Origin of the sequence: Hymenobacter negativus, assembly GCF_016056375.1 — a bacterium.
Taxonomy (GTDB): Bacteria; Bacteroidota; Bacteroidia; order Cytophagales; family Hymenobacteraceae; genus Hymenobacter; species Hymenobacter negativus_A.
The window spans coordinates 108,588-133,698 of sequence record NZ_JAEDAE010000001.1; the positions used below are offsets into that span (position 1 = coordinate 108,588).

Below are 25,111 nucleotides of genomic sequence, written 5' to 3' on the forward strand. Positions count from 1 at the left end.
AGTATCAGGCGGCAGCCTTGTACGGCAAACGCCTTCAATACGACATTGTTTTACCGATAGCAACTGTCCTGATTCAATGGTTTAATAGTAAGCTGGTTAGTTGTCTGACCGACGTTGTTTTTGCTCCAGCCGGCTCGTTGCTGCCGTGCGGCGACGCATTCGCCAGCGCCACAGCCGGCTAAGGATGAACACCAGCAGCAACACCACCAGCCCCGCCGCCACCAGCGGCAGCAGTAGCGTAATGGCCACGCCGCTCACGGCCAGCGTGTTTTCGGCGGTGGCCAGCACAGGGTTTGCCAAGCCACCAGTGGTTGCGGTGGAAGCGCCCCGCAGCAGCGCGGTGCCGGTTTGCACTAGGCCGGCCGTGCCACCGCCTACCAATATGCCCAGCGTCCAGCGCAGCGTGGGGTCGAGGTGGGGGAGGGCCGAGGTCATCAGAATGGTGCCGGCTATGAAGGAGGCCGGCGTGGTCATTGTATCCAGCGCGTGGTCGACCAGCGGAATATAGTAGCCCGCCACTTCTACCACCGTGGCCGTAGCCAGCATGAGCAGCGCCGCCCAAGTGCCCAGCCAGGCAAAGCCGGCCGCCGGGGCCAGGTAGCCGGTGTGGTAGGCGATGCTGGCTGCCAGCAGCGGCACGAATACCCGAAACCCGCTGCACGCCGCCAGCCCCAGGCCCAGCGCGCCCGCCACCAGAAACTGCATTGCCGGGACCTGTTCCATGACCATTGCGAAAGCTGAATTGTGCCCCCGAAAGATACGGGCGCGGGCCGTAGGCCAGTACCTTTGATGAATGTCTTCAGAAAACCACGCTCCCGCTTCCGCTACCACCGTCGACCTCGAAACCCGCATCCGCCGCAAGCTGCTGGGGCAGGGCTTCATGCACCTCATTGGGGCCGAAATGACGATTATTACCCCCGGCCGCATTGAGGTCGAGCTTACCCTGGAAAACCAGCACTTGCAGCAGCGCGGCTTCGCGCACGGCGGCCTCATTGCCACGCTGGCCGATTTAGTGGCCGGCTTCGCGGCCGTGACACTGGTGCCGGACAATTTCGGCGTGGTCACATCGGACCTGAAAATCTCCTACTTGCACCCCGGCGTGGGCCGCCAGCTCCGCGCCATTGGTTGGGTGCTGAAACCCGGCCGGCGCCTGCACTTCTGCGAAGCCGAGGTGTGGTGCGACGACCTGATGATTGCCAAAGCCAGCGCCACGATGGCCGTGATTGAGCCGGTTTAGATTTGAGCTTTACGCCAAAAACAAGGATGGGAGACACAACTGCCTTTCAAGCTGAAGTACAAGCTTGGCTGCATGGGATTTTGACGAGTGAAAAACCGCTTGATGGAATCTCTGCTTATCGTTTTGGGCTTGGTGAAGTAGAAGAGGGATATGTTCTCTATTTGGCCGGTTCGAAAATCTATAATGAAGAACATGACGAATGGGCCGCTAATCTTCCAGAATTTCTTGCTGCGAAAGAACTTATCATCTCAGGGGATGACGGACGGGAATGGTACTGGATACTTCTGGATGTTATTTATGTGCTAGGTAGAGCGTTAAGAAAAATGCTAGTGCAAAGCTCCTTTTTAGGAGGCACTATTCCTGTTTATACCGGCTTTGAAAGTGGTGATTTGTATCGAATAAAATAATGCTCTCCCTCCGTACTCCCTCCGTCCGCGACTACTTTCCCTACGAGCCCACCGACGACCAGGCCCTGCTTTTCACGCAGCTCGACGCTTTTCTGAAGGACCAGTTGCCGGGGCGCAAGGTCTTTGTGCTGCGCGGCTACGCAGGCACCGGCAAAACCACCGTAGTGAGCGCCCTGGTGCAGTGGCTGCATAAGATGCAGCGCAAATACACCCTGTTGGCCCCCACCGGCCGCGCCGCTAAGGTGATGGCCGGCTACGCGGGCGTGGCCGCCAGCACCATCCACAAAAAGATTTACCGCCAAACCAGCGGCTCGCCCTCCGAGCGGCTCAACTTCCAGCGCCAGCCCAACCGCGCCGAGCAGACGCTCTACATCGTGGACGAAGCCTCGATGATTTCGGACGAGAAAGCCTTCGGCGAGAACGGCTTGCTGGATGATTTGATGGGCTTCGTGTTCGAGAAAACCAGCAATAAGCTCCTCGTTATCGGTGATACGGCGCAGCTGCCGCCGGTGGGCCAGCTCCTAAGCCCGGCCCTCGACCCGGAGCTGCTGGCCCACCGCTTCCGCGCCGACGTGGCCCACGTGGAGCTGCGCCAGGTGATGCGTCAGGCCCAGCAGTCGGGCATACTGGTGAATGCTACCGAGCTGCGCGAGGAGCTGCGCGAGGAAACGCCCAATATTCAATTGCATACCAAGGGCTTCCGCGATATTTTCAAGATGGGCGGCGACAAGCTGGAGGACGGCCTGCGCTGGGCCTACCGCCAGTTCGGTCACGAAAACACCACCATCATCTGCCGCTCTAATCGCAACGCCAATCAATATAACCAGCTCATCCGGCGGGCGTTGTTCGATGCCGAGGAGGAGATTGAGGGCGGCGACTACCTCATGGTGGTGCGCAACAACTACTACTGGCTGCCGAAGGACTCCGAAATCGGCTTCCTGGCCAACGGCGACTTCCTGCAAATCACCAAAGTGGTGCGGCGCGAGGAGATGTACGGCTTCCATTTCGCGCAGGCCCAGGTGCGGCTGGTGGACTATCCTGACGAGCCCGAAATCGAAGTGAAGCTGCTGCTCGACACGCTGCACACCGAAAGCCCGGCCCTGCCTTCGGACCGCAACAATGCCCTGTATATGGCCGTGAGTGAGGATTACGCCCACCTCAAAACCAAGGCCGAGCGTTACAAGGAGATGCGCAAAGACCCGTACCTCAACGCCCTGCAAATAAAATTTGCCTACGCCCTGACGTGCCACAAGGCGCAGGGCGGGCAGTGGCAGGCCGTGTTCGTGGACCACGGCTTTCTAAAGCCCGACGAGCCGCTGGCGGGCGAGTTTGCGCGCTGGCTCTACACGGCCATCACGCGGGCCTCGGAGCGGCTGTTTCTGCTCAACTTTCAACAAAAGCTGATAAGCGACCCGGTGGAGGAGGACTAAGTCGCCCGAACAACACGGAATCATAACGCAAGCCGCTTCGTTGAGAAAGACTTCACCGTTTCTTCAGGCATGGCCGGCTAGTTTGGTCAGAAATTTGTGAGTGCGCCCGAAAGCACTAAATTTGTTCATCCCTCAGCTCATCAACGTTTCTTCTTTTTGAATTTTATGAAAAAAACCCTGCTTCTCGCCCTGAGCCTGACCGCTGCCGCCTACTCCGCCCAGGCCCAGGCTCCGGCTGCCAAAGCCGCCACCACGGCCGGCCCCGCCATCACGTTTGAAGAAGTGAAGTACGACTTCGGTTCGGTGGTGCAGGGTGGTACCGTTGACCACACGTTCAAGTTCAAGAACACGGGCACGGCTCCCCTCATCATCTCCAACATTGGCGTGAGCTGCGGCTGCACCACTCCGGAGTGGACCAAGGCTCCCGTAGCCCCTGGCAAAACCGGTACCATCGCCGCCCACTTCAACTCGGCCGGCAAAATGGGCATGCAGAACAAAGTGCTGACCATTGAGTCGAACGCCACTGCTGGCAGCACCACCGTTTCGCTGGTTGGCGAAGTGAAAGAGGCCACCACGGCCGCTGCCAACGCTGCTCCCGGCATGAGCGTGACCGACACCACGCCGATGGCTCCGGCCGCGAAAGACAACGGTAAGAAAGTGAAAGAAAAAGTGGGCGACTCCAAGCTGAAAGCCAAAGTGAAATAAGCTTTCGCCAAAGCTAAAACCCCATAAAAAAGGCCGTCTGCACCAGCAGACGGCCTTTTTGCGTCCTGGCAAAGCCTTAGAGCTCGCGCACGGCCAAAATCAGGCTAACCCAGCCGGCCAGAAACAATAGTCCGCCGATGGGGGCCACCGCGCCCAGCTTGGTCACGCCCGTGAAGCACAAGGCGTAGAGCGAGCCGCTGAACACCACGATGCCGCCCAGCCAGAGTGCGCCCGTGGTGCCGAGGCTGCGCAGCTCGGGGCGAGCGGCCCAAAGCATGCCCGCGGCCAGGGCGGCCAGGGCGTGGTAAAACTGGTAGCGCACGGCGGTTTCGAAGGTATCGGCGCGGCCGGCTTTCACCAGCATGTCGTGCAAAGCGTGGGCTCCGAAGGCCCCGATGGCCACGCCCAGGCCGCCAAACACGGCAGCCAGCTGAATCAAAAGTCGAGCAGTCATAAAGAAGAATAGGGGAGAATGTAGGCACGAAGGTAGCCCGCCTACTCGCAAGCCCGGGCGTCAGATTTGCCGTTTGAGGCGCAGAGAGGCGGTGTGGAGGTTGCCGTCGGGCCGGCGTAGCACGAGCAGGAGCACGCGGCCGTCTTCGGAATGCAACATGCGGTCGAGCTGCGTCAGCGAGAACGTATTGACGGGTAAGAAATTGACGCTGACTAACTCTTCGTCGGCTTCGATGCCGGCGGTGGCGGCCGGCGAGTTGGGCATGACCCGGAGTATCAGAAACCGGTGGTAGTCGTCGCCGGTAGCCAGCAGGTCAATTCCGGACATGTCGTGCTCGAACGGCTCGCGAAACTTGGTGTTGGGGCGGAGCAGCAGGCGGCGGTGTGGATAGTCGATAACGAGGGAAAACCGTTTCAGCAGCTCGTAGCCAATGTTGCCGTTGCGCTGCACGTCGATGCGCCGGTGCACGTCGCCGGCATCGGGAAAGGAGGTGAGGACCGAACGCAAGGCGTAGCGGCCCAAATGCAGGGTAGGCACCCGCCCCAGAAAGCCGCGCACCGTGCCCGATAGCCCCCGCCCCAGGTCGGCGGGCAGGCGGTGGGCGGGGGGCGCCATACGCGGGTCCGAGTCGAGCTCCAACGAGAGGGCGTGGCTGGCTCCGGTGTCCAGCACCAGCTTTAGCGGCATCGTGAGCGAGTCGTTGAGCTGCACGGGCGCGGTGAAATAGGCCTTGTTATTTTCCAGCGAGAGCGGCACGCTCGACCAGCGCCGGCCCCGGGGAGGGTGATAGGTGGTCGGGTCGTTGAGCACCACCGTGGACATTTCCGAATGAATGGTGACCACGAAGCTGCGAAACAACTCGGAGCCCAGAATGCCGCTGATGGGCACCCCCACGTAGCCCGACAGATTAAGCACATCCTCCGACATCACCAGCCAGCTCATGCGCGGGGCTACCGCGCCCGGCAGCTCTACGCGCACGCTGTCGGTTTGGTAGGCGAGCAGGCCGGTATCGGTCCCGCCCATGCCAATTACCCGGAAATACTGCCCGTGGTGCAGGCGCAGCGAGTCGGCCAATTGCGGCGAGGTGATGATGGACGTGCCTACACCGGAATCGAGCAGAAAATTATAGGGGCCGGCGCCGTTCAGACGCAGCTTCACCACCAGCAGGTTGCGCTGCACCTGAAAGCTTAGCGAGGTCTGGTGGTCATTGGCACGGGTGAACTCGAACGGGCCGGGCAGCAAGGGCCCCGTCTGGGCGCGAACGGGCGAATGCAGCCCCCCGCAAAGGGCCCAGGCAACCAGCAAAAACACCAAGTGCGGGCTACGCATAATCGGGACAACTCAAGCAACCGGTAAATAAAGCGAAAAGACACGCCATTATTCGCCTAGGGTACAAGTTGCCCCCGAGGTTGGGGCGTAGTCCGCGCTTTTAAGCTTACCCGAGCGCCTCCCAGGCTTCGGAAGGAGCGTAGCGCAACGCCCCGCCGCTGATGTGCAGCGGCGCCGCTACGTTGTTGTGATAGAGTTGTCCCGTGCCCAATCCCTGCGCAAAGCCGTGCACATTGTACTCGCCCGTGAGCTGCGCCACGGCGTTCAAGCCAATGTTGGATTCCAGGGCCGAAGTAATCCACCAGCCGATGCCACGCGCTTCGGCCAGCGCAATCCACTGGCGGGTGGCGGCGTGGCCCCCCAGGAGCGTGGGCTTGAGCACGACGTAGGCCGGACGAATTTCGTCGAGGAGGGCGGCTTGCCGGGCCGGGCTGGTCACGCCAATCAGCTCCTCATCGAGGGCAATGGGAATGGGGGAGGTGCGGCACAACTCGGCCAGGGCCGCCGGCTGGCCCGCCGCAATGGGCTGCTCGATGGAGTGGATATCAAACACGGCCAGCTGCGCCAGCTTAGCCGGCGCCTCGGCCGGCGCGAACGCCCCGTTGGCATCGACGCGCAGCGTAAGCTGCTCAGGCGGCGCTACGGCCCTGATTTCGGCCAGCAACTCCAGCTCGGTGGCAAAGTCCAGCCCCCCGATTTTGAGTTTGAGGCAGGAGTAGCCCGCCGCCAGCTTTTGCCGGATTTGCTCCCGCATGAAGGCCGCGTCGCCCATCCACACCAGGCCGTTGATGGGCAAAGCCTCTTCGCCCCGGCTAAACGCATTGTCGTAAAGCTGGTGCCGTCCGCCCCGGGCCAGGTCCAGCGCGGCGGTCTCCAAGGCAAAGGTGAGCGCCGGCCACCCCGGACCCACAAAAGCCGGGGCATCGGCTGCCGAAAAAGCAGCCAATGCCCCGGCGTTGAACCGTTGGCATAAATCAGCAATGGCCTTGGCAAAGCCGGGGCCGTAATCGGGGCTGAGGCCCGCCAGCGGGGCGGCCTCTCCAACGCCTTCCACCATCGGGCGGGTGTCATCGGTCAGGTGCAGGTACCAGGCCACGTGCTCGGCCAGCGCGCCCCGCGAGGTGCGTGCCGAAAAGCTGAAGCGCAGCGTACGCTGCGATAATCGGAGATGAAGCATGGCGCAAAGATGCGCGCCTGGCCTTATCAGCGGTGGGTTGCAGCGCTATTTTACCTGGGCGCTTTTGCCGCGCCGGCTCACGAGGCCTCCCTTTCGGCCGGCATCCCGGGCCTCATCGGCCGAGAAGCGGTGGCCGCGGCCGCTGGCGTGCGATGCCTTGCCGCCTTCGCTGGCAATGCGGCGCTGGGTTTCGGGGCTCATGGCGGCGAACCCGCGCCGACTTTTAGTGCCCACGCGGTTAGCAGGACGAGTAGCGCTTTTCAGGGCTGGAGCAACAGTTTCCTCGGCAGTGAGTGTGTTCGTTTTCATATGATTAAGGGGAGAAGGTTTTGTGTGTTGCAATGGTAGCGTCAATGGTCAACATTACCTACCCTTCCTACCTTGAAATGTTGCTTTTATAGCTGAAACTGGTCGTAAATACCGCTTTTTACCGAGGAGCTTCTACGTACTTTTCCCTGGCTATGCGTGTTTGATTCGGACCGGGTTCGGCCGGTTTTCCCCGGAATATTTGCGCCCCCGTACAACCTCCGAACTGCTAATCCGGTTAGTGATGCAGGCGCTGCTATTTCCACTGCGTTTCAGCTATGACTCACGTCTCCGTTTTACCCGCCGCTGCCCGTGTGGCACCCACCTGGCTGGCCCGCTACCGCGCCGTGCGTGCCCAAAGCCAGGCCCTGTGCGCGCCGCTGCTGCCCGAAGACACCGTGGTGCAGCCCATGCTCGACGTAAGCCCCCCCAAATGGCACCTGGCCCATACCACCTGGTTCTGGGAAACCTTCCTGCTAAAGGAGTATGCTCATGACTACCAGCTGTTTCATCCGGATTACGCTTACCTGTTCAACTCCTACTATAATTCACTGGGCTCGCGCGTGAACCGGGCCGACCGGGGCACGCTCTCGCGCCCGGCCCTGGCCGACGTGATGGCCTACCGCGCCCATGTCGATGCCGCGCTGGCCCAGCTCCTCACCGAGCGACGCGACCTGCCCCCGTTGTTTTTCGAACTGCTGGAGCTGGGCCTCCAGCACGAGCAGCAGCACCAGGAGTTACTGGCCACTGACATCAAATACATCCTCAGCACCAGCCCACTGGCCCCCGAATACCTGCCTGCTGCCGGCCTGCCAGTCAACGAAGCCGCCGGCACGGTACCAGCCGCCTGGCTACCCGTGCCCGGCGGCGTGCACCGGGTGGGCTTTCAGGAAAATGGGTTTTGCTTTGATAATGAGTTGGCGGCGCACGACGTGCTGCTGGCTCCCTTCGAGCTGCAAAACCGCTTGGTGACCAATGCCGAATACCAGGCCTTCATCGAGGCCGGCGGCTACCGCGATTTCCGCTACTGGATGGGCGAGGGATGGGACTTAGCGCAGGCCCAGGGCTGGGAAGCGCCGCTCTACTGGGTGCGGCACGCCGATGGCTGGCACCGCTTCACGCACCACGGCATGCAAGCGGTGGTGGCCGAAGCGCCGGTCACCCACATCAGCTTTTACGAGGCCGATGCCTACGCCAACTGGGCCGGCGCACGCCTGCTCACCGAGTTCGAATGGGAGGCCGCCGCCCGGCACTTTGGGGCCACCACCAGCGCTGGTACCTGGCTCGAAAGCAACCTGTTCGACCCGCAGCCCCTGCCCGCCGACGCCGAACCCGACCAGTGCCACCAATTGCTGGGCGACTGCTGGGAGTGGACCTACTCGGCCTACCACGCCTACCCTGGCTACGCCCGCGCCGCCGGCGCGCTGGGTGAATACAACGGCAAGTTTATGGTGAACCAGCTGGTGCTGCGCGGCGGCTCCTGCGCCACGCCCGAAAACCACATTCGCGTGAGCTACCGCAATTTTTTCCACGCTGATAAGCGCTGGCAGTTCACAGGTATTCGCCTGGCGCGCTAGGCGTGCGGCGTTTCTTCGTTTCTTCAGTTTCCTCTATGCCCATTTCTTCTATCCTGAGCCCCTCCGCAACCGAGCTGGCGCGGCACGTGGCCGAGGGCCTGCACCGCGCACCTAAAGCCCTGTCGTCGATGTATTTCTATGACGACGCGGGCAGCCGCCTGTTTCAGCAAATCATGGATTTGCCGGAGTATTACCCCACGCGGGCTGAATTCGCCATTTTTCGGGAACACGGCCCGGCCATTGCGGCGGCCCTGAGCCCAGCGGGCGGCGGCGACTTCGCGCTGGTGGAGCTAGGAGCCGGCGACGGAGCCAAAACCAAGCTGCTGCTGCGCGAATTGCTGGCTGCCGGCACCCCGTTTACCTATGCTCCGGTAGACATCTCGGCCGGGGCCATGACGGGGCTGGTAGCCACCCTGAAAGAAGAGCTGCCGGCGCTGAACGTGGCCCCGGTGGTGGAGGACTACGCCACGGCCCTCACGCAGCTGCGCACCTGGCCGGGCAGCAAAGCGGTGCTGTTTCTGGGCTCGAACATCGGCAATTTCGGTCCGGCCGAACGGCTTGATTTTCTGCGGCAACTGGCCGCGCCCCTGGCCCCAGCCGACCGCCTGCTCATCGGCTTCGATTTGCAGAAGGACCCGCGCCGCATCCGGGCCGCCTACGACGACGCTCAGGGCGTAACGGCGGCCTTCAACCTCAACCTGCTCACCCGCCTCAACCGGGAACTAGGGGCTGATTTCAACCTTGCCTACTGGCAGCACTACACCGACTACAACCCCCTGAATGGGGCCGTGCGCTCCTTTCTGGTGAGTAACCGCGCGCAGCAGGTACACGTGGCGGCCCTTGATGAAACCTTTGAGTTTGCGGCTTGGGAGGTGATTCATACCGAAAACTCCTACAAATTCACCCTGCCCCAGATTAAAGCCCTGGCTGCCGACGCCGGCCTGCGGGTGGTGGAGTATTTCACCGATGCGGCCACCGATTTTGCCGACGTAGTGCTGGCTGCTAGGTAGCGTGGCGCCTGTCATCCTGAGCACAGCAAAGGACCTTGTCACAGTTGAATATTTTGCAGTGATTCCGCTAAAGCAGCCGCGATAAGGTCATTCGCTGCGCTCAGGATGACAGACGATTCTTGTCTTCACCCCGATAAAAATCTCCTATGCTCACCCTTGCCTCCGGCTACGGAAATTTTGCAGTGCCCGCAGTTGCTCTGGCCGCGGCCGATGCAGCCATGCGTCCCGCCCGGCAATATGGCCTGCCGCTGCCCGTGAGCCCCGTGGCCGGCCTGTCCGAGCTGCGCGAAGCCTTGGCCCACCGCTACCGCCAGCGCGGCGCTGCTGGTGTTACGGCCGAACAGGCGGTAGTGACGGCCGGAACCAAAGCCGGCCTGTTTGCCCTGCTCAGCGAAATGCTGCGGCCCGGCAATGAGGTGCTGCTGCCCACGCCCAATTGGTTTGGTTTCTACGACCTAGTGCGGCGCACCGGTGGCATCCTGCGCCCCCTGCCGCTCCGTGCGGCCGATAATTACGCCCTCACGCCTGAAATGCTGCGGGCGGCCCTCACGCCGGCCACGCGGCTGCTCATCATCAGCAACCCTAACAACCCCACCGGCCGCGTGTATTCGCAGCCCGAGTGGGCCGCCCTGCTGGCCGTGACGGCCGAATTCCCGGACCTTTGGGTGCTCAGCGATGAGATTTACGAAGGCATCAGCTTCGGGCCGGAGCCGGTGCCTACGCTGCTGGCGCTGCCCGGCCCGCACGAGCGGCACGTGGTGGTGAGCGGCTTCTCGAAGTCGCTGGCGCTGGCGGGCTGGGGCGTGGGCTGCCTGGTGGCCCCGCCCGCTATGGCGCAGGCCGTGGCGGCGCGCATATTCAGCACTGGCCTGGCGGTGCCGGTGCCGGCTCAAATGGCCGCACTAGCCGCCACGCAGCACGCCGAAGCCATTGGGGCGGCGTTGTGTGCGCAATTAAAGCCCACCCGCCAGCTGTTGCTCGATGCATTGGCAGACCTGCCCGGCGCACCCGGCGCGGCTGCGCCCGAAGGCACCTACTACGTTTTTGCTGATTTCACGCGCTTTCTTGCGCCCGGTTTGCTGGCTCAGGAAGCCTCCGCCGCGCTGGTGCGGCAGCTGGCCGCCGCAGGTGTAGAAGTGGTAGATGGGGCTACCTGCGGCGCGCCGGGTTTTCTGCGCCTGTCCTACGCCGTGGCGGAGGCCGATTTGCGGCGCGCGCTGGCCATCATCGGGAGCGTGGTAGGAATGTAGAGACACGACCCTTCGCGTCTCGGCGCATGTGCCGTTTGGGAATCATTCAATGGCAAGACGCGAAGGGTCGCGTCTCGGCATCGGCCTTGCAAGGGCGATTCAACGCCCTGCGATTTCGATTTGACCGCCCTTGCGAGTGGCCTGTCCGTACCTTTGTCGGGCTTTTTATAGGGAATTATGCTGAATAATATTCGTCCTCATTTGCGGCCCACGCTGCTGCTGGCGTATCCGGTAGTGCTGTCGCAGCTGGGGCACATCATGGTGAGTTTTGTCGATTCGGTGCTGGTGGGGCGCACGGGCACCGTGCCGCTGGCCGCCGTGAGCCTGGGCGTGAACAGCACCAACGTCATCATGATTCTGGGCATTGGCCTGAGCATGGGCAGCGTGCCCCTGGTGGCTGCCGCCGATGGCCGCCGCGACCTGCCCGACCTGGCCCGCCTCCTGGTTTCGTCCGTTTGGCTGAGTGTGCTGGCTGGGCTGGCGCTGGCCGGAATAGGCCAACTGGTGCCGCCACTCATGCACTACCTGGGTCAGGCCCCGGCCGTGGAAGCGCTGGCCGCGCCCTGGGTGCGGGTCATCAGCTGGTCGTTTTTGCCGCTGATGATTTTTCAGGGCTTCCGCGAGTTTGCCGAAGGGCTGGGACTCACGCGGCAGGCCATGTGGCTTTCGGTGCTGGCCAACGTGGTGAACGCCGCCCTATGCTACGCGCTGGTATTCGGCCATTGGGGGGCACCCCAGATGGGCCTGATGGGCTCGGCCTGGGCCACGCTTATTGCCCGCACGCTCATGGCCGGGCTCATGGGGGCGTATGTGCTGCTGGCCCAGCGCCTGCACTCGTACCGCGCCGCCGTGCATAGCTGGCTGCCCGATTGGGCCACGCTGGCCCGGCTGTTCGATGTGGGCGCGCCCATTGGCGTGCAGATGGCCTTTGAAGTCGGAGCCTTCGCCACGGCGGCCATCATGATTGGCTGGCTGGGCGCGGTGCCGCTGGCCGCGCACCAGGTGGCCATCAACCTCGCTTCGATAACCTACATGGCGGCGAGCGGCATTGCAGCGGCGGCCACTATCCGGGTGGGCAAGCTGATGGGCAGCGGTGACATGCCGGCGGCCCGGCAGGCTGGCTTCGCGGCCTACGTGCTGGGCTTTGGGTTTATGGCCACGATGGGGGCGCTGTTTATCGTGCTGCGGCACCAGGCCCCGCTGCTCTACAGCCACGATGCGGCGGTGGTGGCGCAGGCCGGTACGCTGCTGCTTATTGCGGCTCTGTTCCAGATATCCGACGGCTTGCAGGTGATGGGCCTGGGCGCACTGCGTGGGCTGGAGGATGTGAAAGTGCCTTCTGTGGTGGCCTTGCTGGCGTACTGGGCAGTGGCGTTGCCGCTGGGCTATTTTCTGGGGTTTCGGTTGCATTTTGGCGCGCCGGGCGTGTGGACGGGGCTGCTGCTGGGACTTACTATTGTGGCGGGCGTGCTCATCGTGCGCTTCCGGCGCGAAACTGCGCCGGGCTTCGTGCCCACGCCGGTGGCCGTGCCGTAGCACATTTTATTAAATCCGGCTAATTATTCGAGGCTGTCAGGCGTTGGTCATCCTGAGCGGAACGAAGCACCTTATTGCGGCGGCAACAAGTCGTGATGAGGTCTTTCGCTCCGCTCAGGATGACAGACTTTTTATCCAGCTTCTTATTTTGCCCTCATGCTCTCTCTTCTGACTTCGTTCTTAACGGCCGCCGCGCTGCTGCAAGGCCCGGCCGTGAAACCCCAGCCAGCCACCATCGCCAAGCCCGCCCCTGCGCCGCCCATTCCGTGGTCGGCCACGCGGCGGCTCACGGTGGCCGACTTCCAGGGACACCCCGGGCCGTCGGACCGGCTGGCAGCCCTCACTTCGGCCGATATCAAGTCGAACGCGGCCTGCCGCGATTTCGTGTTCAGCGCCACCGTGCAGGCTACGTTCGACCCCAATACCTCGTGGTTTCAAAACCCCAAGCTGGCCTCCGATGCTCTACTGCGCCACGAGCAGCTGCACTTCGACATTACTGAAGCCTACGCCCGCCTCATGCGCCAGAAGCTGGCTGCCTTTGCGGCCAAAGCCGATTGCAACAAGCTCCAGCCGGCTTTCAACAACGTGACCAAAGCCGTGTACGCCGAATGGGACAAGGAGCAGAACCGCTACGACCAGGAAACCGGCCACGGCCTCAACGCCGCCCGCCAGGCCTACTGGGAAAAGCAGACGCAGCTGAAACTGGAGCAGCTGAAGCCGTTTGCGGTGCAATAATTAATTAGGAATCGTCTGTTATCCTGAGCTTGCGAAGGACCTTATCACGTTCGCAAGCTCAGGATGACAGACGATTTCAAACCCACCCCATGACATCCACACCAACTCCCCTCGTTCCCATCTCCTGGGCCGATTTCGAGCGCGTCGACCTGCGCGTGGGCACCGTGCTGGAGGCGCGGGCTTTTCCGGAGGCACGCCGGCCGGCGTATCAATTGCTGATTGATTTCGGGCCGGAAATCGGCCTCAAAAAGTCCAGCGCCCAAATCACGCACCACTATACGCCAGAGGCGTTGGTGGGCCGGCAGGTGCTGGCCGTGGTCAACTTCCCGCCCAAGCAAATTGGGAAATTCCGCTCCGAAGTGCTGGTAACCGGCTTTGCCGATGCCGACGGGCACATTGTGCTGGCCGCCGTGGCCGGGCCGGTCCCCAACGGGCAGCGGCTGGTTTAGTTGGTTTTGGGGGGCGGGCCCCACTGGTCGGCGGGCTGGTTGGCTTTGGCGGGGTTTAGCCGGGCTTCGCGCTTATTGAGCGTATCGATAACGCCGGCGTAGATTTCGTTCAAATCCTTGTTGTGAATGCCGTAGTAGCGGTAGCTGCGTTGGAAAGTGGAGTCGGACACTTCGTGTTTCCAAAGCAGATTTTTCTGCTGGGCCAGAAACAGCGCCCGGGATGAATCGGGCGAAAGATGGCTGCTTTCTATCTGGGCTTCGAGCTGGTGCAGGTCGGCCAGCATCTGGGCCATTTTTTCCCGGGGGACCAAATCGGCGGGCAAGGGCGCTTCTTCGGGGCGCTGGCAGGCGGGCAAAACCAGCAGGAGAGGGGCCAGCACCAGGCCCAGGCAGCGGCGGCGGAATGAGTTCACACCACAAAGTTAGTCCCGCGCCGTAGCTTCGCCGCCATGAACCCCTCCGTGCCCTCGGCCCTCACCGACCTGGTGCGCCGCCTGCGCCACCTCGAAATCCGCATTCGCAAGGCGGTGGAGGCCCAGCTCCAGGGTGATTTTCACTCCGTATTCAAAGGCACGGGCCTCGAATTCGACGATGTGCGGCTTTACCAGTACGGCGACGAAGTGCGCGCCATCGACTGGAACGTGAGCAGCAAGGGCCACGGCACCTTCGTGAAAACCTATAAGGAGGAGAAAGAGCAGCAGGTGCTGGTGCTGCTGGACGTGAGCGGCTCGCTGGACGTAGGTGACGGCCAGCGCCGCAAGCTGGATGTGGCCCGCGACATCGCGGGGCTGCTGGCGCTGTCGGCCGCACGGCAGGGCTCGGCGCTGGGCCTGCTGGCGTTCAGCGACCAGAAGGAGCTGTATTTACCGCCCGGCAAAGGGCCGCGGGCGGCATATGCGCTCATCAACCGGCTGTACTCGCTGGTGCCGGTTTCGGCCCGCACGGGGGTGGGGGCGGGCATCCGGCAGGCGCTGGGGCTGCTCAAGCGCCGCAGCCTGGTGGTGCTGGTGTCCGATTTTATTGACGGCAACTACGAGCGGGAGCTTACCATGCTGGCCCAGCGCCACGACCTGATTGTGGTGCAGCTGCAGGCCCCGCGCGAGCGCACGTTTCCGGCCCTGGGCATCCTGCCCCTGCGCGACGCTGAAACCGGCCAGGTGCGCTGGGTAAACACCTCCAGCCCCGATTTTCGGGCCCGTATGGAGGCCCAGGCCGAGCGCCAGGAGGCCGAGCTGGTGAACATCTGCCGCCGCCACCGCACCGGCTTTCTGGCCCTGAGCACGGAGGGCGATTTCGTGCCGCAGCTCGTGAACCTGTTTCGGCACCGGCGACAGTCGGGACGGGCGGGGTAGGAGGTGGCAGCCAGTCGTTTTGGCTAAGACAAAAGGCATTTTGGTTAAGCCTGCTGTTTGGGCAGGCGGGACCTTTGTATCGTCAACAAACCGAAATCAACGACTCATGAAAGCAGTAAGAATTCAGGCCTTTGGCGGACCGGAGGTGCTCAACGTAGAAGACGTGGCGCGGCCGGTGCCGGCGCCAGATGAAATTCTCATCAAGGTGTACGCCAGCGGCGTAAACCCCGTGGACTGGGTGGTGCGGGAGGGCGGTAACGACGCGCTGCGAGCCTATCTGACCCTACCCATGACCCTGGGCTGGGACGCGGCCGGCGTGGTGGAGGAGGTGGGCAGCGCCGTCACCGGCTTTCAAAAAGGCGATGCCGTGTACGGCGAGCCCAATTTCCCCGGCGATGGCAGCTACGCCGAGTACTGCGCGGCCAAAGCCAGCCAGTTTGCCCTGAAACCGAAGATGCTCAGCTTCACCGAAGCATCCGGGGTGCCGCTGGCCGGCCTCACGGCCTGGACGGGCCTCTTCGAACACGGCCAGTTGCAGGCCGGCCAGCGCGTTCTCATTCAGGGCGCATCGGGCGGAGTGGGCGGTTTCGCCGTGCAGTTTGCCAAAGCCAAAGGAGCCTACGTCATCGGCACCGCCTCGGCCGGCAACCTCGACTACGTGCGGCAGCTCGGGGCCGATGAGGTGATTGACTACCGCAGCCAGAAGTTTGAAGACTTGGTGCACGACCTCGACCTCGTGCTGGAAGCCTCGCCGCTGCGCGACAACGCCGAGCGGGTGAAGGCCATATCGGTGCTGAAAACCGGTGGCACTTTCGTCACCGTCAACCTCGACCATCCCTTCGACGACGCGGTGCATGCGGCCCTGGCAGCCAAGCAGGCCAGGGGCGAGCTTTCGAACAACCAGCCCCGGCAGGAATGGCTCCAGGAAATTGCCCGACTCATTGACGCGGGCCAGGTGAAAGTGTTTATCAGCAAGGTATTTCCGCTGGCTGAGGTGGCTGAGGCTCACCGCGAAAGCCAGACCTGGCACGTGCACGGCAAGCTGGTGCTGCAAATCCGCCCCAACAACGAGCCGGCATGAGGCGCTTCACTACCATCAGCGAGTTTCACGAATTCGTGCAGCTGCCCAAGCCCCAGCACCCGCTCCTGAGCGTGGTAGACGTGAGCACCGTGACCCACCGCTACGGCCCGGAGCCCACGAGCATGGTGTTCGAATTCTACTCCATCTCCCTGAAGCGAATGCACAATGTTAACCTCAAATACGGGCAGCATTCGTTTGACTTCAACGAAGGCATTATGTCCTTTATGGCCCCCAATCAGGTGTTTAGCATGGCGGTGGCCAACCCGGCTGAAGAGGTGGAAAAATCGGGGTGGGTTATCTACCTACACCCTGATTTTCTGTGGAACACGCCGCTAGCCAAAACCATACAGCAGCACGATTTCTGGGATTATTCGCTCCGGGAGGGCCTGTTTCTGTCGGCTCGGGAGGAAGCGGCCATGCTGGCCGTCATCCTCGCCATCCAGCAGGAGTATAACTCGGCCATCGACCGGTTCAGCAAGCCGATTATCGTTTCGCACATCGAAAGCCTGCTGCAGTACGCCGACCGGTTTTACCACCGCCAGTTCCTTACCCGCGAAAAGGCCAACCACGAAGTGCTCGAACGGCTGGAAACCCTGCTGCGCACCTACTTCGACGGCAATAATGTCGCCGAACGGGGCCTGCCCACCGTGCAGCACGTGGCCGACGGCCTGCAGCTCTCGCCCAAATACCTCACCAACCTGCTGCGCGTGCTCACCGGCCAAAACACCCAGCAGCACATTCACGCCCAGCTGATAGCCAAAGCCAAGGAAAAACTATCGACCACTACGCTCACGGTGAGCGAAATTGCCTACGCGCTGGGCTTCGAGCACGCGCCCTCGTTCAGCAAGCTATTCAAGGCCAAGACCAGCCTGTCGCCGTTGGAGTTCCGCGCTTCTTTTACTTAACCCGATTTGCTCCAAACCGGTCGCGGCGCCGCGACAGCTCCGCACCTGAAGTAGAGCAAGGCGTTTGTGGAGCCAGGAGAAACGCGGCCCAAACCACAACCCGCGTCCCAAAACCGGACGGCGCCGCTACATTTGGGCCATTGCCGCCCGTTGGCCGCCCTGCCCGTTATGTCCTTTTGCTTTCTTCCGCGTTTGTGCCGGCTGCTCCCGCTGCTGCTGCTGCTGCTGCCGGGGCTGGCACTGGCCCAAACCACTCCGCCGCCCATTCCGCAGGGCCGCTTTCTGAAGCAGACCGTGTTGGTGGGCGAGCCGCTCGACTACGAACTGCGCTACGAGCACGCGCCCGATTTGGAAGTGGTGTTTCCCGATTCGCTGGCCAGGTTTGCGCCGTTTGAGTACGCGGGCAAGACCTTTTACCCCACCCGCACCCGGCGCGGCATCAGCCTCGACCGCGCTGTGTACCACCTGCGCACCTTCCGGCTCGATTCGGTGCAGGCCCTGGCCCTGCCCGTGGCCGTGCTGCAAGGCCCCGACACGCTGAGCGTGCTGCCGCTGCCCAGCCGGGTGCGTCTGCGCCGCACGGCTGCGCCGCAGTCCGCTGCTGCGTCCTTGCCCGCCCTGCGCCAAAATCTGGTGCTGGTACCCGTCGAGCCCATTTTCAACTACCCGTACTGGTTGGCCGGGGGGCTAGCCGGACTGCTGCTGCTGGCGGGCGGGGCGGCGCTGTTTCGGCGGCGGCTGGTGCAGCGCTACGCGGCCTACAAGCGGCGCAAAAACCACGGGTACTTCCTGGCACAATTTGCGCGGCACGTCGAGCGGTTCGAGCTTTCGCGCTCGGCCACCAATGTGGAGCGGGCCGTGGTGCTCTGGAAAAACTACCTCGCCGGCCTCGAAAACAGCGGCTTGAACTCCTTCACCACCCGCGAAATTGTGGCCTATTTCGAGAACGACTCCGACGTGCGCAAAGCCCTAAATGCAACCGACAAGGTCATTTACGGCAACGTGCAAACCGAGGAAGCTGCCGAAGTCGACCGTGCTTTTCAGCGCCTGCGCGGCTTCGCCGAGCGCCGGTATGCCTCGGTGGTGGGGTAGGGGCTAAGGTTGAGTAGGGATAAGGGATAGGGAATAAGGGAAAGATGACAGATGCTCTCCTATCCCTCACCTCTTATTCCCTATCCCCTCTCCCTATCTTCGCCCCCGCTTGAACGACTTTTTCAACCTTCTGCGCTACACCACGCTGGCCGGCTACCAGTGGCAGCAGCCGCGGCTGCTGCTGCTCATTGCGGCCGTGCCGCTGCTTTTTGGGCTGCGCTGGGTGCTGGCGCGGCGGCGGGCGCAGGTGGCAGTAGCCTTTGCGCCCGGCCCTGTGCGGCGCGACTGGTCGGCTGCCCTGCGCTTCGTGCCCGATGTGGTGCTGGGCCTGGCCCTGAGCTTCGCCATTGTGGCCTTGGCCCGCCCGCAACGCACCGATGAGCGCGTGGAGCAGTCCGGCCGGGGCATCGACCTTGTGCTGGCCCTCGACGTCTCGGGCTCGATGGAAATTCAGGACCTGCGCCCCAACCGCCTCGAAGCCGCCAAGCGCCTGGCCACCGATTTTGTGAGTTCCCGCGTTGGCGACCGCCTGGCCTTGGTGGCCTTTGCCGGCGAAGCCTATTCGCTGGCTCCCCTCACCACCGACTACGACCTGCTGCGCGAAGACCTCGCCGGCCTGCGCGTGGGCATGATTAAAGAGGACGGCACGGCCATTGGCACTGCCCTGGGCGTGGCTACTAACCGCCTGCGCGAGTCCACGGCCAAATCGCGGGTCTGCATCCTGCTCTCCGATGGCGAGAACAACGCCGGCAGCCTCGACCCGCAGCTGGCCGCGCAGCTGGCCCACGCCTTTGGCATCCGCATCTACACCATTGGGTTGGGCAAAGACGGCTTCGTACCCTACGGCCAGGATTCGCTGGGCCGCACCCGTTACGTAAACACCCGCCTCGACGAAACCACCATGCGCCAGCTCGCCGCCGCCGCCGATGGCCGCTTTTTCCGTGCTACCGATACGGGCGCGCTGCGCGAGGTTTTCGCCCAAATCAACCGCCTCGAAAAGTCCGAAATCAAGCAGCTGCGTTTCCGCAATACCAAGGATTTCTACCGGCCGTACCTGTGGCTCAGCATCGGGCTGTGGCTGCTGTGGCTGCTGCTGAAAAACACGTTTCTGAGCAACCCGCTGGAGGATTAAAGTGCAGTTAATAGTTACCAGTGAGCAGTTAACAGTGTTGTTTAAATTGCGATACGGACTGTTAACTGCTCACTGATAACTATTACCTGTTAACTGAAAAGATGTCCATCGCCGATAACATCCACCGCCTCAATGCTGAGCTGGCCGGCACAGCCACCCGCCTGTGTGTCGTCACCAAGACCCACCCCGTCGAGCTGCTGCAAGAGGCTTATTACGCCGGGGCGCGCTGCTTCGGCGAGAACCGGCCCCAAGAAATGGCCGCCAAGCAGCCCCAACTGCCGCCCGATGTGGAATGGCACCTCATCGGCCAGCTCCAGACCAACAAGGTGAAGCTGCTGGCCCCCTTCGTGCACACCATCCAGAGCATCGACAGCCTGAAGTTGCTGCGCGAAATCAATAAGCACGCCGCCGCTAACAACCGCGTTATCAACGGCCTGCTACAATTCCACATCGCACAGGAAGAAAACAAATCGGGCCTTACGCTGGCCGAAGCCGAGGAAATCCTGACCGCGACCGAGTTCCCGCAGCTGCAAAACGTGCGCCTCACCGGCGTGATGGGGGTAGCCACTTTTACTTCCGATGAGGCTCAGCTGCGGCAGGAATTCCTAATGCTGCACGGCTATTTCGACCACCTCAAAGACACGTATTTTGCGCATGCGCCGGCCTTCCGCGACATCTCGATGGGCATGAGCGGCGACTACAAGCTGGCCGTGGCCGAAGGCAGCACGCTGGTGCGGGTGGGCAGCGCCATTTTCGGCAGCCGGGGGTAGGGGCCTTTCGCGCACTGCGTACTTCTGCGTAAACCACTGCGCCCACTGCGGGAACCACCGTTAGAACAACCCTGGAACCACAACGGTAGAAATTCGCCTATCTTCCGTCCCTAAATTCCCACCATGCCCGCCACCACTGCGTCCTCGCCGCCTCCACCGGCTATTGTGGCTAACCAGCACATCTACGACGACTATTTCGAGGAGGAATTCACCCGCACGGTGGACGAAAACATCCTGCAGCTGCTCGACCGTGTCTGGTTTCGCTCCGAGCTGGTGGGCTTCGAGAATTACCCTCAGCGCAACAACCCCGACCGGCCCCTGATTTTCGCCAGCAACCACTCCGGCATGGCCTTTCCCTGGGATGCCATTGTGGCCCTGTCGCATCTATTCCGCTACCTGCCCCGGCACGAGAACATGAGCGACCTGCCGCGCCCGCTCTCGGCCCCGCTGCTCTCGCAAACGGCTCTGATGAACCCCTATCTAGTCAAGGACTTCTGGAAAAAATGCGGCTGCGTGGATGCCACGACGCTGAATTTTGAAACCATGATGTACTACCAGGACCACAACCTGATGCTTTACCCCGAGGGGGTGCCCGGCATCGGCAAGGGGTTCAATCGCAAGTACCAGCTGCAGCGCCTGGCCACCAGCATGGTGCGCCTGGCCCTGCAACACGGCACCGATATCGTGCCCTTCTACACCATCAACGCCGAATACCTCAACCCCTACGCCTATAGCTGGGACGGCATCAACAACCTGACCAAGAAAATCGGTATTCCGTTTTTGCCGCTCACGCTGTTGCTGTTGTTGGTCCTGGTGCAGCCCTGGGCTTTTTATCTCGCGTTTCCCGCCAAGCTCGTCTTCGTGATGGGCACGCGCATTCGCCCCTCCGACCTCACCAGCAAAACCGTGGACGAGCTAAGCCGCGACGAATACCTGGCCCTGAGTGAGCAAATCCGGCTGCAGATGCAGGCCGAAATGGACGCCGCCGTAGCAGCCCACGGCCAGAAGCCCTACCGCTGGGCCGAGCTCTGGCAGCGCATCAAGGAAAATCGCCGCTTCTTCCCATTTTTTCTGCCCTTCGCCTGGCCGGCCATGTTCACCGAGTTCGAGCGGCTTTACGTGAAAGAAGGCCGCCGCAATTTCCGCATGCAGCTCGACCGGCCCGGCGCGTGGCTGCGGATGCTCTGGCGCAACCCCATAACCCTGGCTTATTTCGTCCCGTTGTTAGGCTGGATTCCGCTGGCCATCAAAGGCTACCGCGGCAACAAGCTGGGCGAAAAGCAGAAGTCCTACCGCAGTAGCTAGGGCTTCCAAAATCGGCTGTCATCCTGAGCTTGCGAAGGACCTTGTCACGTTTGCATAAGTTGCTCTCACTGGATAAGGTCCTTCGCAAGCTCAGGATGACAGCCGCGCACCTCACCCCCTCCTCCCAAATCCCACCCGAATGCCCTCTTTCCAACACCTGCTGCTCAAGCAGTTTCTCACGGCGGCGGCCGCCCCGCTGGCCCGTCGCAAGCCCAGCGTAGGGGCCATGCGCCTGGCCATGGAGGCCGGCTCCCTCTTCCAGTTTATGCCCTGGAAGGTGAATCTGGAAAGTTTCAAGCTCGACAACCGCCTCGAAGCCGAGTGGCTGCGGCCGCGCGCTGCGCACCCTACGCGGGTATTGCTCTACCTGCACGGCGGCGGCTACGTGCTGGGCTCGCTCAATACCCACCGCAGCCTGGTGGGCAGCCTGGCCCAGCGTACGGGCCTCAACGTGCTCACCATCAACTACCGCAAAGCGCCCGACCATCCGTTCCCGGCCGCGCTCGATGATGCCCGCCGGGCCTACCGCTGGCTGCTGCGCCACGGCCACCAGCCCCACGAAATCGTGGTGGCCGGCGACTCGGCCGGTGGCGGCCTGGCCCTCGCGCTGCTGCTGGCTCTGCGCGACGCCGACGAAACCCTGCCCGCCGCTGGCATTGGCCTCTCGCCCTGGACCGACCTCAACCTGCCCATCACCGCCCTGCGCCGCGTGGCCCGCGAAGAAGGCCTCCTGCTCGAAGCCCTGCAAATGCGCACCTGGGGACCGCTCTACGCCCACAAAACGCCCATCACGCACCCGCTGCTCTCGCCCGCTCAGGCCGACTTGCACGGCCTGCCGCCGCTGCTCATCCAGATTTCCACGGCCGAGGTACTGTACGATGACGTGGTAAAATTCACCCGCAAAGCCCGCGCCGCCGGCGTGTCAGTCACGCTTCAACCATTTGAGGGACTGGTGCATTGGTGGCATTTGTTTTGGCGCGTGGTGCCCGAAGCCCGGCAGGCCCTCGACCAGGTAGCGGCCTTCCTGACGGAAATGTGGGCCCGGCCAGCTGCAAAGCCTGCCCACCTGTTGCTGGGCGAACGGCGCTTGCCCCTGCGCCGCCGTGCCGCATAGGTTGGGGGTGAAGGGGTTACGAAGCGCAACCGCCGGCCTCAAATATTCAGCAAATCGGAAAAATAAATTCTCTTTTTGGTGATTTTTAAGCCACTTTTAAAGAAATCCGGCGTACACAGCTCAACTATGTTAGCGAGTGTTCGTAGGTTTGCATCGAATTTAGTCGGCTTGCATACTACTTTGGTATGGCAATGGGCTTTCTTACAGTAGGTTCCCTTTTTTCTTTCACTCCAACCCGTTTCCCGCACCATGGAAGATTTGTTTAAAAAGTTCGTAAATGCTGGCGTCGGCTACATCGCCCAGGGCAGCAAGTCGGTTCAAAGCACCATCGATAAGCTGGTGAAGGACAACAAAATGACCCAGGCCGAGGGTAAGAAAATTGTGGATGAGTTGCTGAAAAGCGGCGAAACCAAGCGCGCCGAGCTCGAAAAGCAATTCCAGGGCCTGGCCGACCGTGTGCGCAGCACCGTGGGCCTCGGCGACTCGAAACCCGCAAAAGGCAAAGCCACCGCTAAAAAGCCCGCTGCTAAAGCTGCTGCCAAGCCTGCTGCCAAAACCTCCAGCGTGGTAAGCGCCGCCAAAACCACCGCCAACCAAGCCGCCAGCCGCGCCGCCGGCGCCGTGAAAAACGTGGCCGACCGCGTGAGCGCCGCTGCCGAAACCGCCCAAAAATCCACTGCCGCCACGGCAGCAGCTGCTGCCAAACCGGCCGCTAAGCCCGCCGCCAAAGCTGCCGCTAAGCCATCTGCAACAGCAGCCAAATCAGCTGCTAAGCCCGCTGCCAAAGCCCCCGCCGCGAAAGCTACCGCCAAACCGGCTGCTAAGCCCGCTGCCAAACCAGCAGCGAAAACTGCTGCCCCGGCTTCGGCTGGCAGCGAAGGCAACGCGTAAGCAGCTTCCTGTTATCGTGAAAAAACCCCGTTCGCCAGAAGCGAACGGGGTTTTTTAGCGTAAATAATCGGCTCTGAAATGAGTCTGGCAGGCGTGGTAACCGGCCAAAACCTGCGAAATCAGATTAATCTGCGTAAATCTGCGGTTGATGTTTAAAAATACGATTTCCAACCTCTCCCGCATTCGGCAGGTGGCCGAGGTGCTGCTGCGCTATGGTTTTGAGGATGTGGTGACGACCACGCCCCTGCGCCGCCTCGTGAGCCAGGCGCGCCGCCTGAGCTGGCAGCGGGCCGAGCGGCAGGTGTTCGAAACCACGCGCTGGGAGCGGGTGCGCCTGATTATCGAAGAGTTAGGGCCGACCTTCATCAAGCTGGCCCAGGCCATGAGCAACCGGGCCGACCTGCTTCCTGAGGCACTGATTGACGAATTTGAGAAGCTGCAAAGCAACGTGCCGCCCTTCGAAACCGCCGTGGCCCGCCAGATTATCGAGGAGGAGCTGGGCCGGCCAATTGCGGAGGTGTTCAGCGAGTTTGACGACGTGCCGCTGGGCTCGGCCAGCATCGGGCAGGTGCACCGGGCGCGGCTGCTCACCGGTGAGGAAGTGGTGGTGAAAGTGCAGCGCCCTGGCGTGCGCGAAAAGGTGCACTCCGACCTGGCCTTGCTGCACGAATTGGTACGTCTCACGGCCGGCTTTCTGCAAAAGCAGGGCCTCGCCAACCCGCAGGACATTGTGGATGCTTTCGAGCGCAGCATGAGCAAAGAGCTGGACTACACGGCCGAAGCCCGGTCGATGGAGCAGTTTCGCAAGCTCTACGAGGACTACACCACCTTCTACGTGCCCAAGCCTTACCGCGAGTTGAGCACGGCGCGCATCCTGGTGATTGAGTTCGTGAGCGGTTGCAAGATTACCGACAAGGCGCAGCTGCAGGAGTGGGGCCTGAGCCCCGCCGACGTGGCCGAAAACGGCATGGACATCTACCTGACCCAGATTTTTGAGTTCGGGATTTTCCACGCCGACCCGCACCCCGGCAACGTGCTGGTGCGGCCCGATGGCACCATCGTGCTCATCGATTTCGGCATGGTGGGCCGCCTCACCAAGCAGCAGAAATACGCGTTTGCGGGCGTGTTCATCGGCATGGCGCGGCAGGATGCCCGCAGCATGGCGCTGAATTTCCGCCGATTAGCCCTGACGGCCGAAATCCCGGATATGCGCGCTTTCGAGTCGGACCTGAGCCAGCTGATTGAGGATTTTGCCATGCTCGACGTGAAGGAGATGAGCATGAGCGACCTGGCCGACGCGCTCCAGAACATCATCTACACCTACAAATTGCAGGTGCCAGGCGCGGTATTCCTCATCCTGCGGGCGCTGGTAATTCTGGAAGGCATCGGTAAGGTGTTGCACCCGAATTTCAACACGTTCGAGTTCGTGGCGCCCTACGGGGCCAAGATTATTCGGGAGCAATACTCGCGCGAAAACCTGCTCACCGAGGCCGAATACACCGGCACGCAGCTGCTGGCGCTGCTGCAAACCCTGCCCGCCGACGTGCGCCAGATTGTGCGCAAAATCAGCAAGGGCGAGCTGCGGCTCAAGTTTGAGCTGGTGGGCTATACGACGTTACTGCGCAAGGCCGACCAGCTCGTGAGCCGCACCATTCTGGCGCTGCTGGGCGTGGGCGGGCTGCTGTTTTCGGGCCTGACGCTGCTGGGCCGCTACTCGCCCGACATGCCCTACCACCGCGGCGTGCCCGAAATAACCTGGTGGAGCCTGGGAGCCACCGGCTTCCTACTGCTAATACTCCTGCTGCTGGGTACCCGGCGGCGCGAGAAGTAAGCACAAGCACGGAATTTGGACTGAAGGTTTGGCGCC

General features: G+C 62.2%; 26 protein-coding genes. 20 read left to right on the forward strand and 6 right to left on the reverse strand.

What is annotated here, in order from left to right; translation table 11 throughout:
- Positions 1–96 precede the first annotated feature (96 nt).
- A complete protein-coding gene (locus tag I7X13_RS00560) occupies positions 97–723 on the reverse strand; it encodes a DUF4126 domain-containing protein (protein WP_211532118.1) in 627 nt (208 codons plus the stop codon).
- A 70-nt stretch (positions 724–793) separates the two neighbouring features.
- Between I7X13_RS00560 and I7X13_RS00565 the strand changes: the two genes are divergently transcribed.
- The 4 genes from I7X13_RS00565 (at position 794) to I7X13_RS00580 (ending at position 3,779) form a co-directional block, all read left to right on the forward strand.
- The gene (locus I7X13_RS00565) at positions 794–1,237 is read left to right on the forward strand and encodes a PaaI family thioesterase (protein ID WP_198073961.1); all 444 of its coding nucleotides are present in this window, start codon (positions 794–796) and stop codon (positions 1,235–1,237) included.
- 26 nt (positions 1,238–1,263) lie between these two features.
- A complete protein-coding gene (locus I7X13_RS00570; protein ID WP_198073962.1) occupies positions 1,264–1,644 on the forward strand; it encodes a hypothetical protein in 381 nt (126 codons plus the stop codon).
- The gene (locus tag I7X13_RS00575; RefSeq protein WP_198070227.1) at positions 1,644–3,074 is read left to right on the forward strand and encodes an ATP-dependent DNA helicase; all 1,431 of its coding nucleotides are present in this window, start codon (positions 1,644–1,646) and stop codon (positions 3,072–3,074) included. Before I7X13_RS00570 ends, I7X13_RS00575 begins: the two co-directional genes overlap by 1 nt.
- Before the next feature lie 165 nt (positions 3,075–3,239).
- A complete protein-coding gene (locus I7X13_RS00580) occupies positions 3,240–3,779 on the forward strand; it encodes a DUF1573 domain-containing protein (RefSeq protein WP_198070228.1) in 540 nt (179 codons plus the stop codon).
- A 76-nt stretch (positions 3,780–3,855) separates the two neighbouring features.
- Here the strand turns inward: I7X13_RS00580 and I7X13_RS00585 are convergent, their stop codons facing one another.
- From I7X13_RS00585 to I7X13_RS00600, 4 genes are all read right to left on the reverse strand, one after another.
- Complete coding sequence (locus I7X13_RS00585; RefSeq protein ID WP_198073963.1) at positions 3,856–4,233, reverse strand: DUF423 domain-containing protein; 378 nt, start codon at positions 4,231–4,233, stop codon at positions 3,856–3,858.
- A 60-nt stretch (positions 4,234–4,293) separates the two neighbouring features.
- Complete coding sequence (locus tag I7X13_RS00590; protein ID WP_198073964.1) at positions 4,294–5,562, reverse strand: aspartyl protease family protein; 1,269 nt, start codon at positions 5,560–5,562, stop codon at positions 4,294–4,296.
- A gap of 106 nt (positions 5,563–5,668) precedes the next feature.
- Positions 5,669–6,739, reverse strand: a complete 1,071-nt coding sequence (locus I7X13_RS00595) for an o-succinylbenzoate synthase (protein ID WP_198073965.1) — start codon at positions 6,737–6,739, stop codon at positions 5,669–5,671.
- Positions 6,740–6,784: 45 nt separating this feature from the next.
- A complete protein-coding gene (locus I7X13_RS00600) occupies positions 6,785–7,048 on the reverse strand; it encodes a KGG domain-containing protein (RefSeq protein ID WP_198070232.1) in 264 nt (87 codons plus the stop codon).
- 275 nt (positions 7,049–7,323) lie between these two features.
- On the opposite strand from I7X13_RS00600, the gene egtB reads away from it, so the two are divergent.
- The 6 genes from egtB (at position 7,324) to I7X13_RS00630 (ending at position 13,602) form a co-directional block, all read left to right on the forward strand.
- Positions 7,324–8,622: an ergothioneine biosynthesis protein EgtB gene (gene egtB, locus I7X13_RS00605; RefSeq protein WP_198073966.1), complete on the forward strand. Its 1,299-nt coding sequence runs from the start codon at positions 7,324–7,326 to the stop codon at positions 8,620–8,622.
- A gap of 35 nt (positions 8,623–8,657) precedes the next feature.
- Positions 8,658–9,632: an L-histidine N(alpha)-methyltransferase gene (egtD, locus tag I7X13_RS00610; protein ID WP_198073967.1), complete on the forward strand. Its 975-nt coding sequence runs from the start codon at positions 8,658–8,660 to the stop codon at positions 9,630–9,632.
- Positions 9,633–9,778: 146 nt separating this feature from the next.
- A complete protein-coding gene (locus I7X13_RS00615; protein WP_198073968.1) occupies positions 9,779–10,882 on the forward strand; it encodes a pyridoxal phosphate-dependent aminotransferase in 1,104 nt (367 codons plus the stop codon).
- A gap of 177 nt (positions 10,883–11,059) precedes the next feature.
- Positions 11,060–12,418 (forward strand): MATE family efflux transporter, encoded by a 1,359-nt coding sequence (locus I7X13_RS00620; protein WP_198073969.1) that lies wholly within the window; start codon positions 11,060–11,062, stop codon positions 12,416–12,418.
- A 156-nt stretch (positions 12,419–12,574) separates the two neighbouring features.
- Entirely contained in the window at positions 12,575–13,153 is a 579-nt protein-coding gene (locus tag I7X13_RS00625) for a DUF922 domain-containing protein (protein WP_198073970.1), read from the forward strand.
- Between the two features lie 89 nt (positions 13,154–13,242).
- Entirely contained in the window at positions 13,243–13,602 is a 360-nt protein-coding gene (locus I7X13_RS00630) for a tRNA-binding protein (protein WP_198073971.1), read from the forward strand.
- Here I7X13_RS00630 and I7X13_RS00635 read toward each other — a convergent pair.
- A complete protein-coding gene (locus I7X13_RS00635; protein ID WP_198070239.1) occupies positions 13,599–14,015 on the reverse strand; it encodes a DUF4296 domain-containing protein in 417 nt (138 codons plus the stop codon). The two genes, I7X13_RS00630 and I7X13_RS00635, sit on opposite strands and share 4 nt — an antisense overlap.
- Positions 14,016–14,051: 36 nt before the next feature.
- Here I7X13_RS00635 and I7X13_RS00640 point away from each other — a divergent pair, with 36 nt between their 5' ends.
- The 10 genes from I7X13_RS00640 (at position 14,052) to I7X13_RS00685 (ending at position 25,075) form a co-directional block, all read left to right on the forward strand.
- Positions 14,052–14,954: a DUF58 domain-containing protein gene (locus I7X13_RS00640; protein WP_198070240.1), complete on the forward strand. Its 903-nt coding sequence runs from the start codon at positions 14,052–14,054 to the stop codon at positions 14,952–14,954.
- Between the two features lie 106 nt (positions 14,955–15,060).
- Positions 15,061–16,035 carry an NADP-dependent oxidoreductase gene (locus I7X13_RS00645; RefSeq protein ID WP_198073972.1) on the forward strand — a complete coding sequence of 325 codons (975 nt, stop codon included), beginning with the start codon at positions 15,061–15,063 and terminating at the stop codon, positions 16,033–16,035.
- Positions 16,032–16,940, forward strand: coding sequence for a helix-turn-helix domain-containing protein (locus tag I7X13_RS00650; RefSeq protein ID WP_198070242.1), 909 nt, complete (start codon positions 16,032–16,034; stop codon positions 16,938–16,940). Before I7X13_RS00645 ends, I7X13_RS00650 begins: the two co-directional genes overlap by 4 nt.
- Positions 16,941–17,108: 168 nt before the next feature.
- Positions 17,109–18,032 carry a hypothetical protein gene (locus tag I7X13_RS00655; RefSeq protein WP_198073973.1) on the forward strand — a complete coding sequence of 308 codons (924 nt, stop codon included), beginning with the start codon at positions 17,109–17,111 and terminating at the stop codon, positions 18,030–18,032.
- 109 nt (positions 18,033–18,141) lie between these two features.
- On the forward strand, positions 18,142–19,164 hold the full coding sequence (locus tag I7X13_RS00660; protein ID WP_198070244.1) for a VWA domain-containing protein: 1,023 nt from the start codon (positions 18,142–18,144) through the stop codon (positions 19,162–19,164).
- A gap of 101 nt (positions 19,165–19,265) precedes the next feature.
- Complete coding sequence (locus tag I7X13_RS00665; protein WP_198073974.1) at positions 19,266–19,934, forward strand: YggS family pyridoxal phosphate-dependent enzyme; 669 nt, start codon at positions 19,266–19,268, stop codon at positions 19,932–19,934.
- 123 nt (positions 19,935–20,057) lie between these two features.
- Positions 20,058–21,239 (forward strand): lysophospholipid acyltransferase family protein, encoded by a 1,182-nt coding sequence (locus I7X13_RS00670; protein ID WP_213018999.1) that lies wholly within the window; start codon positions 20,058–20,060, stop codon positions 21,237–21,239.
- Positions 21,240–21,378: 139 nt separating this feature from the next.
- Complete coding sequence (locus I7X13_RS00675; RefSeq protein WP_198073975.1) at positions 21,379–22,353, forward strand: alpha/beta hydrolase; 975 nt, start codon at positions 21,379–21,381, stop codon at positions 22,351–22,353.
- 249 nt (positions 22,354–22,602) lie between these two features.
- Complete coding sequence (locus tag I7X13_RS21850; protein WP_198073976.1) at positions 22,603–23,244, forward strand: phasin family protein; 642 nt, start codon at positions 22,603–22,605, stop codon at positions 23,242–23,244.
- Between the two features lie 148 nt (positions 23,245–23,392).
- Positions 23,393–25,075 carry an ABC1 kinase family protein gene (locus I7X13_RS00685; RefSeq protein ID WP_198073977.1) on the forward strand — a complete coding sequence of 561 codons (1,683 nt, stop codon included), beginning with the start codon at positions 23,393–23,395 and terminating at the stop codon, positions 25,073–25,075.
- Positions 25,076–25,111 lie beyond the last annotated feature (36 nt).

Coding starts and splice junctions, on each gene's coding strand:
- I7X13_RS00560 (WP_211532118.1), bottom strand. CDS start 723: ATGGAACAGGTCCCGGCAATGCAGTTTCTGGTGGCGGGCGCGCTGGGC.
- I7X13_RS00565 (WP_198073961.1), top strand. CDS start 794: ATGTCTTCAGAAAACCACGCTCCCGCTTCCGCTACCACCGTCGACCTC.
- I7X13_RS00570 (WP_198073962.1), top strand. CDS start 1,264: ATGGGAGACACAACTGCCTTTCAAGCTGAAGTACAAGCTTGGCTGCAT.
- I7X13_RS00575 (WP_198070227.1), top strand. CDS start 1,644: ATGCTCTCCCTCCGTACTCCCTCCGTCCGCGACTACTTTCCCTACGAG.
- I7X13_RS00580 (WP_198070228.1), top strand. CDS start 3,240: ATGAAAAAAACCCTGCTTCTCGCCCTGAGCCTGACCGCTGCCGCCTAC.
- I7X13_RS00585 (WP_198073963.1), bottom strand. CDS start 4,233: ATGACTGCTCGACTTTTGATTCAGCTGGCTGCCGTGTTTGGCGGCCTG.
- I7X13_RS00590 (WP_198073964.1), bottom strand. CDS start 5,562: ATGCGTAGCCCGCACTTGGTGTTTTTGCTGGTTGCCTGGGCCCTTTGC.
- I7X13_RS00595 (WP_198073965.1), bottom strand. CDS start 6,739: ATGCTTCATCTCCGATTATCGCAGCGTACGCTGCGCTTCAGCTTTTCG.
- I7X13_RS00600 (WP_198070232.1), bottom strand. CDS start 7,048: ATGAAAACGAACACACTCACTGCCGAGGAAACTGTTGCTCCAGCCCTG.
- egtB (WP_198073966.1), top strand. CDS start 7,324: ATGACTCACGTCTCCGTTTTACCCGCCGCTGCCCGTGTGGCACCCACC.
- egtD (WP_198073967.1), top strand. CDS start 8,658: ATGCCCATTTCTTCTATCCTGAGCCCCTCCGCAACCGAGCTGGCGCGG.
- I7X13_RS00615 (WP_198073968.1), top strand. CDS start 9,779: ATGCTCACCCTTGCCTCCGGCTACGGAAATTTTGCAGTGCCCGCAGTT.
- I7X13_RS00620 (WP_198073969.1), top strand. CDS start 11,060: ATGCTGAATAATATTCGTCCTCATTTGCGGCCCACGCTGCTGCTGGCG.
- I7X13_RS00625 (WP_198073970.1), top strand. CDS start 12,575: ATGCTCTCTCTTCTGACTTCGTTCTTAACGGCCGCCGCGCTGCTGCAA.
- I7X13_RS00630 (WP_198073971.1), top strand. CDS start 13,243: ATGACATCCACACCAACTCCCCTCGTTCCCATCTCCTGGGCCGATTTC.
- I7X13_RS00640 (WP_198070240.1), top strand. CDS start 14,052: ATGAACCCCTCCGTGCCCTCGGCCCTCACCGACCTGGTGCGCCGCCTG.
- I7X13_RS00645 (WP_198073972.1), top strand. CDS start 15,061: ATGAAAGCAGTAAGAATTCAGGCCTTTGGCGGACCGGAGGTGCTCAAC.
- I7X13_RS00650 (WP_198070242.1), top strand. CDS start 16,032: ATGAGGCGCTTCACTACCATCAGCGAGTTTCACGAATTCGTGCAGCTG.
- I7X13_RS00655 (WP_198073973.1), top strand. CDS start 17,109: ATGTCCTTTTGCTTTCTTCCGCGTTTGTGCCGGCTGCTCCCGCTGCTG.
- I7X13_RS00665 (WP_198073974.1), top strand. CDS start 19,266: ATGTCCATCGCCGATAACATCCACCGCCTCAATGCTGAGCTGGCCGGC.
- I7X13_RS00670 (WP_213018999.1), top strand. CDS start 20,058: ATGCCCGCCACCACTGCGTCCTCGCCGCCTCCACCGGCTATTGTGGCT.
- I7X13_RS00675 (WP_198073975.1), top strand. CDS start 21,379: ATGCCCTCTTTCCAACACCTGCTGCTCAAGCAGTTTCTCACGGCGGCG.
- I7X13_RS21850 (WP_198073976.1), top strand. CDS start 22,603: ATGGAAGATTTGTTTAAAAAGTTCGTAAATGCTGGCGTCGGCTACATC.
- I7X13_RS00685 (WP_198073977.1), top strand. CDS start 23,393: ATGTTTAAAAATACGATTTCCAACCTCTCCCGCATTCGGCAGGTGGCC.